This is a genomic window from Desulfotruncus arcticus DSM 17038, from assembly GCF_900113335.1.
Lineage (GTDB): Bacteria > Bacillota > Desulfotomaculia > Desulfotomaculales > Desulfallaceae > Desulfotruncus > Desulfotruncus arcticus.
This window is the reverse complement of the sequence record NZ_FOOX01000013.1, coordinates 1-14,131: the sequence shown is the minus strand read 5'-3', so window position 1 is coordinate 14,131 and position 14,131 is coordinate 1. Positions and strand designations below refer to the sequence as shown.

Sequence of the window (14,131 nt, the reverse complement as noted above, 5' to 3'; positions counted from 1 at the left end):
ATTTTCCTCCTTATAATTCCACCTTACTGGTGGGCACCCGCCCACAGGTGATATTTAAATTGCCGTTACGGCAGCGAATTTCATCAATAAATTCCTTTTCCCTAGACTGATTGGCCAATACAATGTGATATTGTAATTGATAAAGACTTCCCATATTGGTGGTCTTTACTTTGACCAATTCGGCGCTCTTGGTGTACTTTTGAAACAAGTCACTGAAAATGTCGAAATAGTCCAGGCTCTCCGGAATGGTAATTTTCAGTTCCTTTTCTGTTTTCTTCTGCTCACCAAAGCTGGTGCAGGTTAGCAAAACTGTCATAGAGCCGATGATAACCAGGAACAGCACAGCAATACCCAGATAACCCATGCCGGTGGCAAGACCCACAGCCATCGCCAGGAAAATACTGCTGATCTCCCGGGCGCTGCCGGGTACCGAGCGGAACCGTACCAAACTAAAGGCACCCATCACAGCAACACCGGTACCGATGTTGCCGTTAACCAGCATAATAACAAGTTGTACCATGGCCGGCAGCAGCGCCAGCGTCACCACAAAGTTTTTGGTATAAATGCTGCGGTACATATAAATACAGGCTATTCCAACGCCAAGTACCAGAGAGGCCAGCGTACAAATCAGCAGACCCTGTAATGTGATGGAGCTGGCTAAGTTGGTGGACAAAATATTTTCAAGCACTTTGAATTCCTCTTTTCTCAGCAGAATAAATCAGATAATTTTTATAGCAGTTTCCGTATTTGGAATAGGACGCAGGAAATATCCCAATTTCTGTTAGACCCTTGCTTAGCCAGATAGGCATGGACCCCAGAATTTTTATCTCCATCAGGTGCTGTCCTTCTTCCAGCAACGTGTTCCCCCATACTCCCCTGGCAAGATCCAAAATACTCTCCCGCCAGCGAATGTTAGTATCGAAGGTAATGCGCAGTTCTGTATTTTCGCTGCTACACATTGCAATACGATCATAAGCAATATATACCTTGGGGATAATAGGTTGGTAAAAATCTAAAAACCAGCCAATTTCCTTTAAAATTTGACCAGATTTGTTCGGTTGTTTTCCCCGCAGCAGATACTGCTCGGTTTCCTGCAGTGTCATCGGCACCCGCCGTTTGTAAACGATGCCTTTGTATTTCTTTTTTAATTCCACAAATACGGTGTCTTCTTTCTTGGGCACGCCGTAGCTGCGCAGCCGGAGTTTTTCTTTGTAGACCGGCTTTTCTATTGATGCCCGGATCAGCCGGTAATCCGGGGTATCGAAGTAAATATTGCAGATGGTATTGCTCCCAAACTGATTTACAGTCATCCTGCCTTGCAAAAATTTTTTTAATGCTTGATACTGCTGTTCATCCATCAGATACTTTTTCTCATACCGTTTAAATACTTTTTGATATTGTGCCATATCTGATACCTCCAATCGGTGTAATTATCCTGATGGCCCTTATCTTACAGCTTTAAACTGAAATTAGTCTGAAAAAGTGGTTTCAGACTAATTTCAGCTTCCTTCATTAAAATAATTGCAATGAAAATATACCGCATTTATAATAAAAATCGACAAGGCGGGGATATCTATGCGTGTGTTAATAGTGGAAGATGAAGTGCGGCTGGCAGATGCTCTGGGACAGATTTTAGCTGAACAGAAGTACGCGACGGATATTGTTCATAACGGTGAAGACGGCTTGGCTTACGCACTAAACGGACAATATGATGTAATTGTGCTGGATGTGATGCTGCCAAAGCGCAGCGGCTTCGAGGTGGTGCGGAAGTTAAGAAAGCAAAAGAACGCCACTCCGGTGCTATTGCTGACCGCAAAAGACGAAATCACCGACAAGGTCACGGGGCTGGACTGCGGCGCTGACGATTATATGACGAAACCCTTTGCGCCGGAGGAGCTGCTGGCCCGCATCCGAGCCCTTTCCAGAAGACAGGGAGAAGTGCTACTGGAGGAATTGACCTTTGCGGATCTGAGGCTGAACCTGTCCACATATGATTTATACCGGGGAGAAAAATCACTGCATCTGGGCTTTAAAGAGTTTGAAGTGCTGAAGATATTAATGACAAACCCGAAAATGGTGGTTCCAAAAGAAGATTTGCTCACTAAGGTTTGGGGTGTGGAATCCCACGCGGAGGATAACAATGTGGAAGCTTATATCTCTTTTCTGCGTAAAAAATTCTTTTTTCTCGGCTCCAAAGTGAGTATCGGCACCATTCGCAAAGTAGGCTACCGGCTTGAGGCGGATTAGCTATGATCAAAAAGCTGCAAAGAAAATTCATCCTTATCAATATGGCGCTGGTCAGTCTGGTGCTGCTGATCGTCTTTGCCACCATCTTTATGTCAAACTATCAGCGGCTGCAGTCAGAAAGCCACGAAGCCTTATACCGGGCGATGGAACAAAGAATGGATACGCCACCGCCAAAACGGGAAATAGGCAGATTGTCACCTGGGCAAAAGCCATTTCCGATTACGCCGGTTTTCACTGTCGTGCTTGATGAAAAAAATAACATTGTTCACACAACACAGCAAAATGTCTCCGTATCCGATGATGTTCTGGTAAAGGCTGTAGAAAAAGCTCTGGCTTCCGAGTACCCTGAAGGTATTCTCAAGGACCTGAATTTACGTTTTCTCCGTAGAGACATCCCAGATGGGACAAAAATTGCATTTGCTGATAGAAGTAATGAAATTAACTATATGCAAAGCCTTTTCCTCATATCCTTGGTGGTAGGTGCAGGCGCCCTGATAGCCTTCTTTTTCATCAGCCTGTACCTAGCCCGTTGGGCACTGCGCCCGGCGGAAAAGGCCTGGGATCAGCAGCGACAGTTTGTGGCAGATGCTTCCCATGAACTAAAAATGCCCCTGACAGTGATTCTGGCCAATATCGGTATCCTGCTGGCTCACCGGCAAGATACCATCGCGCGGCAATTCAAATGGGTGGAAAACACTCGGGTGGAAGCCATTCGAATGAAAAAGCTGGTGGATGATCTGTTGTTTTTAGCCAAATCCGACGCCTCCAGTGTTCCCCTGGTGCATTCTGAATTTAATTTTAGTGATACGATATGGAGTTGTCTACTGCCCTTTGAACCAGTGGCATTCGAGCAGGGTGTTACCATCAACGCCGACATCGAACCGGATATTACCGTGACAGGTAACGGGAGCCAACTCAAACAGTTGATAACAATTCTGCTGGATAACGCCTGTAAATACGCCGGTGAAAAAGGTATCATTACGGTAAAACTGGTACGGGAGCAAAAAAAGGTGTGCCTAAAAGTAAACAATACTGGTACCCCTATCCCAGCGATAGATTTGCCTCATGTTTTTGAACGTTTCTATCGTGCGGATAAGTCAAGGGCGCGTGAGCAGGGCGGCTACGGTTTGGGTCTGGCAATTGCAAAAAGAATCGTAGAAAATCACCATGCCAAAATCACTGCAGAAAGCACAGAAGATCAAGGAACGACTTTTACAGTGAAATTTTCCGAGTTATAATTAAAGCCTTACAAAATTGACTCGGGGATCTTTCAGAAACTCAACAGCCAAGAGGGTTACAACTAGTTCTCAGCAATTTCAATAATTTTCGACTTTCGTGGGGCCAATTGCTGGCTCCGTCGGCTAAGCCATAGACTGCAGCCCGCTTTTGGTACAAAAATATTCAAGGAGTTATCGTGCCAAAACGACGATAACTCCTTGGTTTATATGATATTTGGCGGAGAGACAGGGATTCGAACCCTGGAGACCGCTACTAACGGTCTACTCGATTTCGAGTCGAGCGCCTTCGACCATCTCGGCCATCTCTCCGATTTTATTAAGTTCAGCGGCTCAATTACCTTTCTTTTTATCCCGCAGCTCCCGAAAAAAGCGTTGAATAATTTCCCGGCATTCTTCTTCCAGCACGCCCGAAACCACCGCAACCTGGTGGTTAAATCTTGGTTCACGCAGCACATCAATTATTGAATCAACAGCCCCTGCCTTTAGATCCTGCGTACCGTAAATCAGTGTCTTGACCCTAAACTGAATCATTGCCCCGGCACACATGGGACATGGTTCAACGGTACAGTACACTGTCGAACCGTCCAAACGCCAATCCCCAATTTGCTGAGCCGCTTCCCGCATGGCAACTATTTCAGCATGAGCAGTGCTGTCCTTTAACGTTTCTCTAAGGTTGTGGCCCCGTCCAATGATTTGATCATTAAGCACCACCACCGCCCCTATGGGCACTTCGCCAATGGTATATGCCTTTTCGGCCTCAGCAATGGCCTCCTTCATATATCCGGTATGATTCACCGGAACTGTTCCCCCTTACCGCAAAGCTCAGTATAACACATTGTATCTACACTTGACAACCTGTTTATTATTATTGGCTAAAATAACCTAATTGAACCTAAAATGTCACACAAAAAATATTGTCAGTATATACCTATTGTTTAAGCTTTTTGAGCGTAATTTCTAATTCCTTGACTAATTTTTCAATCATTTCATGAGTATGATATGTTGTCTTGAAATCATCTGTAGATAAAGCAGTTACATTGTTTAGCTCGGGAAATAACTGATTAAGGTATTTCACTCTCAAAATAGCATTGTTAAGTTCAACACTTAGATTAATATCAGCAAAAATTAAAAACTCATTGTTTGCTTTCAATTGCTCAGTTTCTTCATGCTTAAAGATTGGCGGTTCCAACGCAATTGGCAAGGGCTTTCTTTCAACTTGGTTTTCTATAAACGGTTTCGGAGCAGTAGATACCTCTTTAGGTTTTAAAACCGTTAAAATTACTTTCAAAACCTCTTTATTCTGGTTTAATTCCAAAAGCGATTTAGTAACCAAGCCAATTAATACTGATTTCTTCTTTTGTTTTTCGCTAATTGAAAAAAATATAAAAGCTGTTATACACACTATTCCTATTGTGGCAGTAATTAATGCTGTTTCCATACCCTTCCCACCTATATGCACCGATATCTCATCATTCTATTTAAAAAAACCATTTCTCTTCACTCATCATTTTTTCCTGCTTTTTTAAAACAATCCCAGCCATCTCGACAAAATATTTTTATCTTAGCCATATTTTTTCTTAGAAACTTTTAGCTCTTTATCCTTATTTTCTAATAGGATATTTACCTTACCCTTACAGATAATAAGCTGTTATCACTCACTCTCCCTTTGTGGCCGGGCATATGAAATCTAATTACACCCCAGCATATCATGCCTAAAAAAGCATAAAGAAGACTTGGTTCAGGTGGGGTTTTGACCCCACCTGAACCTTAGTCGCACTTATTTCGAGTTTATCGCCGCTTAACTCCCGCCTGTAGAGGCGGGAGTTTTAGCGGCGGTTAACGAGATAAAAGATCTACTTGGAAAAAAATATAAAGCCCCGCAAAAGCAATGCGGGGCTTCGTTTTTCTGGTGCGCCCGAAAGGACTCGAACCTCCGACACGCGGTTTAGGAAACCGCTGCTCTATCCTCTGAGCTACGGGCGCATATATAATGCAGCGACACGGTTTTTAAATGTGTCGCTGCATTTTTTTTGGCGTGCCTGGAGGGACTCGAACCCCCAACCTTCTGATCCGTAGTCAGATGCTCTATCCAATTGAGCCACAGGCACATAGCTGTTCATTAACGCTGCAAGGTTTATTGTAACAAAAACACTCTTTAAAGTCAATACACCAATTTATGGAGCGTTTATTGCCGAACATAGTATGAGCTTCGTTAAGAAAGCCACGGTTATTGCTCCGTGGCTTTCTTATTTGGCGGAGAGAAAGGGATTCGAACCCTTGATACGAGTTTTAGCCCGTATAATCGCTTAGCAGGCGACCGCCTTCGACCTACTCGGCCATCTCTCCGTAACAAATCAGTGGCGGAGGAGGTGGGATTCGAACCCACGGAACCCGTAAAGGTTCAACGGTTTTCAAGACCGCCTCCTTAAACCGCTCGGACACCCCTCCAGCTAAATCCCTTAACCAGAGACAATTAAAAGTATAGCATAGCGGAAAAGGCATGTCAATAAACCCTTTCCGCCAAAAGCATGTTAATTTATTTCTGTTTTTCCACCCATATACGGCTGGAGAGGTCCGGGTATTTTAACCGTTCCGTTTTCCGTCTGGCAATTTTCCAGAATTGCAGCCACAGTACGGCCCACGGCCAGACCCGAGCCGTTTAAGGTATGAACAAACCGGGGCTTACCCTTGCCTTCACGGAACCTTATATTGGCACGTCTGGCCTGGAAGTCAACAAAATTACTGCACGAAGAAATCTCCTTGTAAGCATTATAGCTTGGCAGCCACACTTCTAGATCATACGTCTTAGCCGAGCTAAAGCCCAGGTCGCCGGTGCTGAGTGTTACTACCCGGTAGGGCAGTCCCAGCAGCTGCAGTATTTTTTCCGCGTTGGCGGTCAACTTTTCCAATTCTTGGTATGATTCCTCAGGCCGGGTAAATTTAACCAGTTCAACTTTGTTAAACTGGTGCTGCCGAATCAACCCGCGGGTATCACGTCCTGCCGCACCCGCCTCGGCACGGAAACAAGCACTGTAAGCACAGTGGTAAATGGGCAGTTTTTCCCCCTTCAGGATTTCACCATTATAAAAATTGGTTACCGGCACTTCAGCCGTGGGAATAAGGTAATAATCCGTGTTTTCGATCTTAAACATGTCTTCTGCAAATTTAGGCAACTGGCCTGTTCCAGTCATACTGTTGCTGTTCACCATGAACGGCGGGAACAACTCCACATAACCATGCTCCCTGGTGTGGGTATCCAGCATAAAGTTGATCACGGCACGTTCCAGCGCCGCCCCGGCGCCCTTGTAAAAAGTAAACCTGGCCCCGGTAACCTTGCCGCCGCGCTCGAAATCAAAAATATCCAGTGCCTCACCAATTTCCCAGTGGGGTTTGGGTTCAAAACCAAATTGCCTGGGCTCACCCCAGCGACGTACTTCAATGTTGTCGTTTTCGTCCAGACCTACGGGTACGCTCTGGTCCGGTATATTAGGAATTCCCAGCAAGGTTAATTGAATTTTTTGTTCCAGTGAACGGATTGCTTCATCCATTTCCTTAATGGCGGCAGATACGTCGCGCATTTCCAGCACTAAATCCTCCGCCAGCTGGCCGGCTTTTTTCAAACGCCCTATTTCCTCTGACACCACGTTACGCTTGTTCTTCAATTTTTCAGCCTCGGCAAGCTTTTGTCGCCACTGCTCATCAAGCTCAAGAAAAGGGTCCAAAGATACATTGGCGTTTCTTTTTTTCAACGCCTCTTTGACAACATCCGGATTGTTACGGACAAATTTTAAATCTAGCATGCCTAATACCCCCGGCAAAAAAATTAAAATTTAGTATAATTATTGCCAATAAATGAACATAAAAACAAAAATGCCGGCTTGCGCCGACATAATTGTACCATATTTATGCAATCAAGTAAAACTAGAGACTTACAAACTTAACCTCCTGTACCCCGTCGATTTCCGCAATTGCTTTCAGGGTTTCTTCGGACACCGGAGCATCCACCGACAGCATCATGATAGCTTTGCCGCCTACCTCCTTACGGCCCACCTGCATGCCGGCAATATTGATATTATGCTCACCAAACAACATGCCAACCGGGCCGATAATCCTCGGTTTATCAATATGAGGAACATAAAGCATGTACCCCTCAGGCACTGCATCAATCCTGTACCCGTCAATCATAACTATTCTGGGATCGTTATCCCTGAATAATGTGCCTGATACCGTCTTTTCTCCCTTATCCGATATAACCTTTAAGGTGATCAGGCTGGCATAGCCGTTGGCCCTGCCGTTGACAGTCTGGGCAATGGAAATGCCCCTGTTTTTAGCCAGCAGTGTAGCATTGATAAAGTTAACCGTCTCCTGTAGGATGGGGTCCAAAAAACCTTTAACCAGAGCCGTAGTAATTGGCTTAACCTCTTCCCCGGCCAAATCACCACTAAAGGTAATCTCCAATTTGGTTACCCTGCCCTCAACCAGTTGGGCCTGGAATTTACCCAGCTTTTCAGCCAGTTTTAAGTAAGGTTTAACCTTTACCATCACTTCCGGACTAATTGACGGGATATTGACGGTATTACGCACCACCTTACCCTGTAGAGCTTCAACGATTTCCTCCGCCACGTCAACGGCTACGTTTAACTGAGCCTCAGCGGTGGATGCTCCCAGGTGCGGGGTAGCGATAAAATTATTAAGTTCAAGCAGCGGGCTATCTGTATTGGGTTCTTTTTCAAAAACGTCCAGGGCCGCACCAGCCACTTTACCCTCTTTCATATACTTATAAAGTGCTTCCTCTTCGATAATACCGCCCCGGGCGCAGTTGATTACCCTTACGCCTTCCTTCATCATGGCAAAAGCCCGCTCATCCAGCATATGATACGTTTCTTTGGTTTTGGGCATGTGTACGGTTATAAAGTCCGCTACCGGAAACAATTCCTCCAGGGTAGCCAGTTTAATGCCCATAGATTCCGCTTTTTCCTCTGTAATATAGGGGTCATAAGCAACAATATCCATCTCCAGAGCCTGGGCCCTTCTCGCCACCGCCGAGCCTATCCTACCCAAGCCGATAATGCCCAGGGTTTTTCCCCTCAGTTCAACGCCCAGAAATGCTTTTTTATCCCAAACGCCATTTTTCATTTTGGCTACAGCCTGAGGGATGTTCCTAGCCAGTGCCAGCATCATGGCTATGGTATGCTCCGTAGCGGCTATGGTATTTCCATCAGGTGCGTTGACCACCAGTACACCGTGTTGAGTGGCCGCATTAAGGTCGATATTATCCACACCAACACCCGCCCGGCCGACTACCTTGAGCCTGGACGCATGGTCAAACACCCGGGGTGTAACCTTAGTGGCGCTGCGCACTACCATGGCATCGTATTCACCTATAACGGCAACAAGCTCATCCTCAGTCATCTTATTGCCAATTATTACCTCTATTTCGGACTCGTTCCGCAGGGGTTCCAGTCCCTTTTCAGAAACGCCGTCCATTACTAAAACTTTATACATGGCCATTATTTTTGCACCCCCAGGAATACTTGCTGGGCCGCCTTAACACCGGCACCCAGTTCCACCGGGTAACCAACCCGGGTCAATGCCATTTCTAATCCGCTTATAGCAATCAGCACATCCATTTTATCGGCAAAACCCATGTGGGCCACCCGAAAAATTTTATTTTTTAACTGGGCCTGGCCGCCGGCAAAAGTAATGCCGAATTCATTGGTCAGCACTTTACGAATATCATCGGCCCCAATACCTTCCGGCGCGCAAACGGAAGTAATAACAGGAGAGGCGCAATTGTCATCAGTCATCAATTTAAGGCCAAGCGCCTTGATCGCGGCACGGGCAGCGTCTCTCAAAAGCTTATGGCGGGCATATACATTATCCAGCCCTTCTTCAAGCATCATATCCAATGAAGTGTTCAGCCCCACAAACAAGGACACCGCAGGTGTATAGGCAGTATTCCATTTACCCAGAGATTTCCTGGCTTTTACCAAATCAAAATAATAACGAGGCGACTTGTTGTTTTCAATTACCTGCCAGGCCTTGTCGCTAACACTCTGGACAGCAAGACCCGGTGGCAGCATCAGCGACTTCTGTGAACCGGTGGTAAGGATATCGACATGCCATTCATCCACTTTAATTTCAATGCCCCCCACACCGCTGACCCCATCTACAACTAATAAGGCCGGTGTATCAGCCACTATTTTACCGATACTTTCAATATCATTAGTTACACCGGTGGATGTTTCGTTCTGAGTGGCAAAAACAACCTTGATATCCGGATTTGCCGCCAGCCTGTCTTTAACTATCTGCGGGTTAACGGGTGTTCCCCACTCAAAGTTTTCCTCTATTAATTCGGCACCGTATGCTTTGGCCAGTTCCGACCAGCGCTCGCCAAACTTACCTCCCACCAGGGTCAGAACCTTATCCCCGGGGCTGACTGTATTTGCTACAGCTGTTTCCATGCCACCGGTACCGGAACTGGTTAAAACAAAAATATCATTTTTGGTTTGAAACACCTTTTGCAGCTTGGTGACAATATCTTTGTGTAAATTCTGAAACTCCTGGGTTCTGTGTCCAAACATCGGCGTTGTCATGGCCGCCACAACCTTCGGCGGCACGGGAGTTGGTCCCGGAATCATGAGATAACGTTTATCTTGCATCTTTACTCCTCCATTACTATGATTTAACCCAAATTTAATAAAAAAATAAACCTCTCATCCCTATCAACACAGGGACGAGAGGTATTTCTCCCGCGGTACCACCCAAATTGACCCGCAATATAATAAGAACGAGTCCTCTTCATTCAAATAACGGATCTGACATCCGTGCCCGCCTACTGTTTCTTTCAGCGGACCCCCTTCGGGGAGCCTTTCACCCAAAACAACCGCCGGTTTTCACCCTCCACCGGCTCTCTGCTGATTGTTTTATTGGTTACTTTACCCCTGCATCGGGTTTGTAACATATGATAATTTACTAATAAATATTACTACAACCGTCTTTTTTTTGCAACAGTTTTTTTAACTCGATAAATTAGCAACTTCTTCCACGAAGTACTTATGCAGTCTTAAATCATCAGTTAACTCAGGGTGAAACGCTGCCGCCAAAAACCTACCCTGCCTGGCACAGACAATCTTTTCACCATAATGAGCCAGCACTTCAACTCCGGCAGCAACCTCAGTTATATAAGGAGCCCTAATAAAAACTGCATTATAAAGTTTTTCACCTAAGGCAAAAATATCCAGATTAGATTCAAAACTTTCCACCTGACGGCCAAAGGCATTCCGCTCAACCTCAATATCCATCAAAGCCAGAGTCGGCTGCTGTGATTCTCTGATTCTTTTGGCCAGCATGATTAACCCGGCACAGGTTCCAAAGACAGGTAATCCCTGCCCGGCTATTTTTTTTATCGGTTCCATCAAATCGAAATCATTTAGTAATTTGCCCATAGTAGTACTTTCGCCACCGGGAATAACCAGGGCATCAATACCGTCCAATTCACCCGGCTTTCTTATTTGCCGTGTGCTGGCTCCGCATTTTTCAAGCGACCACTGGTGTTCTCTAAAAGCACCCTGTAAGGCCAATACACCAATTAACATTTTTATACCCCTTTTACCAGCTTTACCAGCCTCTGTCCTGCATACGCTGTTCCGGTTGTATTGACGATATTTCCAGGCCGGGCATAGCCTCACCCAAATCTCTGGAAATTTCAGCCAACACTTGCGGATCCTGATAATGAGTTGTTGCGGCAACAATTGCTTTAGCCCTTGACTGTGGATCATTAGATTTAAATATACCCGAACCCACAAATATACCATCACAGCCAAGCTGCATCATTAAAGCTGCATCAGCAGGCGTCGCAATACCACCGGCGGCAAAATTAACAACAGGTAATTTACCGGTTTCGGCAACATCCAGTAAAAGATGATAAGGGGCACCTAATTCCTTGGCTAAACTCATCAGCTCTTCTTTAGGCATATTTTGCACCCTGCGTATTTCACCCATAACCATGCGCATATGGCGTACTGCTTCCACCACATTGCCGGTTCCCGGCTCACCCTTTGTCCTAATCATGGCCGCACCTTCAGCTATACGGCGAAGCGCTTCACCAAGGTTACGGGCGCCACATACAAAGGGCACTTTAAACTCATATTTATTGATATGATGTTGCTCATCAGCCGGAGTAAGAACTTCACTCTCATCTATATAATCAACACCAAGTGCTTCAAGGATTTGGGCCTCGACAAAGTGACCGATGCGGGCCTTGGCCATCACAGGTATAGTAACTGCTTCCATAATCCTTAATATCACGGTTGGATCGGCCATGCGGGCAACACCGCCGGCGGCACGGATATCTGCAGGCACTCTTTCAAGCGCCATTACTGCACACGCTCCTGCATCTTCTGCTATTTTAGCCTGCTCCGGAGTTGTTACATCCATAATAACCCCGCCTTTAAGCATTTCGGCCAAGCCTTTCTTAACCGTCCAGGTCCCTTTTTCAGCCACGTTTTCAGACATAATGATTCTCCTCCATTCAAATCAATCACTAAAATATTTTACAGTATTCCCATTTTAAAAACAAGTGAGTTTTCCTTAAGGGCTTGCTGTCCCGTAATTTAAAAATTAATCATTTTTACATCCAATATGGCCTCGGCTTGTTTAATTTGGGCCAGCACTTCATCCGGCACTGCCAGGTCAACAGATATTACCATCATCGATGTCGCCCCGGCTTCTTTCCTGCTGTTTTGCATCCCCGATATGTTAATGTTATTCTCTCCCAAAACCGTTCCCACAAGTCCTATCATGCCCGGTTTATCAACATGGGGAATAATTAGTAGATGTCCTTCCGGAACGGAGTCAATACGGTAGCCGTTAACTCCAACAATACGAGGTTTCCCTTGGAATAAACTGCCGGACACAGAACTTTCACAGCCGTCTTCAAAAACCCTTACTGTTATTAAATTTGAATATCCTTCTTCCATCGAAACCGAGGTTTGTTCAATTACAATACCTCTTTCCTTAGCTAAAACAATAGCATTAATATAATTAACATTCTCTTGCAAAATTGGGTCTAAAAAACCTTTTACCAATGCCGCTGTCAATGTATCAGTTTGTTTAAAAAAGTCACCGCTGTAACGGATCTGTATTTTTTTTACTCTGGCTGTTACCATTTGAGATTGAAATGTGCCCATTCTTTCAACCAGTTTTAAATAGGGCTTTAATTCAGGTATCAAATCATGTTTTATAACTGGAACATTAACTGTATTTTTTACCAATTTGCCCTTAAGGGTCGCCAGTATTTCATTAGCAACATCCGCTGCAACTTTAATCTGAGCCTCCCTGGTTGAAGCACCAATATGCGGTGAAACAACCACGTTATTTAGTTCAAAAAGCGGGCTATTAGTTAGCGGCTCCTCTTCAAACACATCTAATGCTGCCCCGGCAGCCTTTCCGGATCGCAACGCATCATATAAGGCCGTTTCATCTACGATACCACCACGGGCACAATTAATAATTCTTACCCCGTCCTTCATTTTAGAAAAAGCCTCTGTATTCAGCAAATGTCTGGTACTTTTGGTCTTTGGAGTATGTATGGTTATAAAGTCGGATCTTTCTAAAAGTTCATCCAGGTCCACCAGTTCAATGTCCGTTGATATAACGCTTTTTTCCGCAATATAGGGATCATAAGCCACAACCTGCATTTCCATAGCCTGTGCTCTTTTGGCAATGGCCGAACCAATTCTTCCTAGCCCAATGATGCCTAAAGTTTTGGTGCAAAGTTCAGTGCCCATAAACGCTTTTTTATCCCATTCCCCATTTTTAAGCTTGGTATTGGCCTGGGGAATATTTCTGGCTAACGCCAGCATCATAGCTATAGTGTACTCCGTAGCTGAAATGGTATTGCCACCCGGGGCGTTAACTACAAGAATACCCTGTCTGGTAGCCTCATCGAGGTCGATATTGTCAACACCAACTCCGGCCCGCCCAATAACTTTAAGCTTGTGAGCATAACTCATTACCTTTTTATTAATTTTAGTAGCACTGCGAACAATAACAGCATCGTATTCACTGATAATAGCTATTAATTGGTCTTCAGGCACTGTTTTTGTTATATCTAAAACGATACCTGGCTCGTTTTCCAATTTTTGAAGCCCTTCACGGGCTACCCCGTCAAGTACTAGTACCTTCATATATTTTCCTTTCTTTATATAGCTTTTTTTTAATTCTTTCCGCCATTATTTTTATTTTCCTGCTTTATCTACAAAATAATACTCTAAAATAAGAGCCCTTGGATATAACTCCAAGAGCTCTTTAAAATCAAGTCCGGCAACGACCTACTCTCCCAGGGACAAGCCCAAGTACCATCGGCCCTGAAGAGCTTAACTTCCGTGTTCGGGATGGGAACGGGTGTATCCTCTTCGGTATGGTCACCGGAAAACTTATATATACACTTTTTAAGGTGTTCCTTCAAAAATGCACAGCGATTTTAAAGCATTAGGTAGTCTACCTGTCGCCTTTTTTAAGGTCAAGCCCTCGACCTATTAGTACCGGTCCGCTAAACACATTGCTGTGCTTACACGCCCGGCCTATCTACCTGGTAGTCTGCCAGGGGTCTTACTGGATTAACTCCATGGGAAACCTTATCT

12 protein-coding genes, 5 tRNA genes, 2 rRNA genes and 1 other annotated feature are annotated in these 14,131 nt (G+C 45.0%); of the genes, 2 read left to right on the top strand and 17 right to left on the bottom strand.

Annotation, left to right across the window (positions count from 1 at the left end):
• Positions 1-10: 10 nt before the first annotated feature.
• Both BM056_RS16475 and BM056_RS16470 read right to left on the bottom strand, forming a co-directional pair.
• Entirely contained in the window at positions 11-688 is a 678-nt protein-coding gene (locus BM056_RS16475; RefSeq protein ID WP_092472513.1) for a DUF4956 domain-containing protein, read from the bottom strand.
• The gene (locus tag BM056_RS16470) at positions 681-1,406 is read right to left on the bottom strand and encodes a polyphosphate polymerase domain-containing protein (protein ID WP_092472512.1); all 726 of its coding nucleotides are present in this window, start codon (positions 1,404-1,406) and stop codon (positions 681-683) included. The genes BM056_RS16475 and BM056_RS16470 overlap by 8 nt, the downstream gene beginning before the upstream one ends.
• A 169-nt stretch (positions 1,407-1,575) precedes the next feature.
• Here BM056_RS16470 and BM056_RS16465 point away from each other — a divergent pair, with 169 nt between their 5' ends.
• Positions 1,576-2,247 carry a response regulator transcription factor gene (locus tag BM056_RS16465; protein ID WP_092472511.1) on the top strand — a complete coding sequence of 224 codons (672 nt, stop codon included), beginning with the start codon at positions 1,576-1,578 and terminating at the stop codon, positions 2,245-2,247.
• A gap of 2 nt (positions 2,248-2,249) precedes the next feature.
• Positions 2,250-3,485, top strand: a complete 1,236-nt coding sequence (locus BM056_RS16460) for a sensor histidine kinase (RefSeq protein WP_092472510.1) — start codon at positions 2,250-2,252, stop codon at positions 3,483-3,485.
• Positions 3,486-3,700: 215 nt separating this feature from the next.
• Here the strand turns inward: BM056_RS16460 and BM056_RS16455 are convergent.
• The 15 genes from BM056_RS16455 to BM056_RS16385 form a co-directional block, all read right to left on the bottom strand.
• Positions 3,701-3,794, bottom strand: a tRNA-Ser gene (locus BM056_RS16455).
• A gap of 21 nt (positions 3,795-3,815) precedes the next feature.
• Positions 3,816-4,280, bottom strand: coding sequence for a tRNA adenosine(34) deaminase TadA (gene tadA, locus BM056_RS16450; protein WP_207648208.1), 465 nt, complete (start codon positions 4,278-4,280; stop codon positions 3,816-3,818).
• 133 nt (positions 4,281-4,413) lie between these two features.
• On the bottom strand, positions 4,414-4,923 hold the full coding sequence (locus BM056_RS16445; RefSeq protein WP_092472509.1) for a hypothetical protein: 510 nt from the start codon (positions 4,921-4,923) through the stop codon (positions 4,414-4,416).
• A 469-nt stretch (positions 4,924-5,392) separates the two neighbouring features.
• Positions 5,393-5,468 (bottom strand) — tRNA-Arg (locus tag BM056_RS16440).
• 48 nt (positions 5,469-5,516) lie between these two features.
• Positions 5,517-5,593: transfer RNA gene (locus BM056_RS16435), tRNA-Arg, on the bottom strand.
• 143 nt (positions 5,594-5,736) lie between these two features.
• Positions 5,737-5,831, bottom strand: a tRNA-Ser gene (locus BM056_RS16430).
• Between the two features lie 12 nt (positions 5,832-5,843).
• Positions 5,844-5,933 (bottom strand) — tRNA-Ser (locus tag BM056_RS16425).
• A gap of 83 nt (positions 5,934-6,016) precedes the next feature.
• Positions 6,017-7,285 carry a serine--tRNA ligase gene (gene serS, locus BM056_RS16420; RefSeq protein WP_092472508.1) on the bottom strand — a complete coding sequence of 423 codons (1,269 nt, stop codon included), beginning with the start codon at positions 7,283-7,285 and terminating at the stop codon, positions 6,017-6,019.
• Between the two features lie 121 nt (positions 7,286-7,406).
• Positions 7,407-8,990, bottom strand: a complete 1,584-nt coding sequence (gene serA, locus BM056_RS16415) for a phosphoglycerate dehydrogenase (RefSeq protein WP_092472716.1) — start codon at positions 8,988-8,990, stop codon at positions 7,407-7,409.
• Positions 8,991-8,995: 5 nt separating this feature from the next.
• Positions 8,996-10,147 carry a pyridoxal-phosphate-dependent aminotransferase family protein gene (locus BM056_RS16410; protein WP_092472507.1) on the bottom strand — a complete coding sequence of 384 codons (1,152 nt, stop codon included), beginning with the start codon at positions 10,145-10,147 and terminating at the stop codon, positions 8,996-8,998.
• Between the two features lie 67 nt (positions 10,148-10,214).
• Positions 10,215-10,444: a binding site (T-box leader), on the bottom strand.
• Between the two features lie 60 nt (positions 10,445-10,504).
• A complete protein-coding gene (gene pdxT, locus BM056_RS16405; RefSeq protein ID WP_092472506.1) occupies positions 10,505-11,083 on the bottom strand; it encodes a pyridoxal 5'-phosphate synthase glutaminase subunit PdxT in 579 nt (192 codons plus the stop codon).
• Between the two features lie 22 nt (positions 11,084-11,105).
• Positions 11,106-11,990 carry a pyridoxal 5'-phosphate synthase lyase subunit PdxS gene (gene pdxS / locus BM056_RS16400; protein WP_092472714.1) on the bottom strand — a complete coding sequence of 295 codons (885 nt, stop codon included), beginning with the start codon at positions 11,988-11,990 and terminating at the stop codon, positions 11,106-11,108.
• 110 nt (positions 11,991-12,100) lie between these two features.
• Positions 12,101-13,675: a phosphoglycerate dehydrogenase gene (gene serA / locus BM056_RS16395; RefSeq protein WP_092472505.1), complete on the bottom strand. Its 1,575-nt coding sequence runs from the start codon at positions 13,673-13,675 to the stop codon at positions 12,101-12,103.
• Positions 13,676-13,806: 131 nt separating this feature from the next.
• A 5S ribosomal RNA gene (gene rrf / locus BM056_RS16390) occupies positions 13,807-13,920 on the bottom strand.
• 86 nt (positions 13,921-14,006) lie between these two features.
• Positions 14,007-14,131 (bottom strand): 23S ribosomal RNA (locus BM056_RS16385); the annotation flags it as partial.

What these genes read in the sequence shown, in the direction of transcription:
- BM056_RS16470 (WP_092472512.1), bottom strand. Translation starts at nt 1,406, where the DNA reads ATGGCACAATATCAAAAAGTATTTAAACGGTATGAGAAAAAGTATCTG.
- BM056_RS16465 (WP_092472511.1), top strand. Translation starts at nt 1,576, where the DNA reads ATGCGTGTGTTAATAGTGGAAGATGAAGTGCGGCTGGCAGATGCTCTG.
- BM056_RS16460 (WP_092472510.1), top strand. Translation starts at nt 2,250, where the DNA reads ATGATCAAAAAGCTGCAAAGAAAATTCATCCTTATCAATATGGCGCTG.
- BM056_RS16445 (WP_092472509.1), bottom strand. Translation starts at nt 4,923, where the DNA reads ATGGAAACAGCATTAATTACTGCCACAATAGGAATAGTGTGTATAACA.
- serS (WP_092472508.1), bottom strand. Translation starts at nt 7,285, where the DNA reads ATGCTAGATTTAAAATTTGTCCGTAACAATCCGGATGTTGTCAAAGAG.
- serA (WP_092472716.1), bottom strand. Translation starts at nt 8,990, where the DNA reads ATGTATAAAGTTTTAGTAATGGACGGCGTTTCTGAAAAGGGACTGGAA.
- BM056_RS16410 (WP_092472507.1), bottom strand. Translation starts at nt 10,147, where the DNA reads ATGCAAGATAAACGTTATCTCATGATTCCGGGACCAACTCCCGTGCCG.
- pdxT (WP_092472506.1), bottom strand. Translation starts at nt 11,083, where the DNA reads ATGTTAATTGGTGTATTGGCCTTACAGGGTGCTTTTAGAGAACACCAG.
- serA (WP_092472505.1), bottom strand. Translation starts at nt 13,675, where the DNA reads ATGAAGGTACTAGTACTTGACGGGGTAGCCCGTGAAGGGCTTCAAAAA.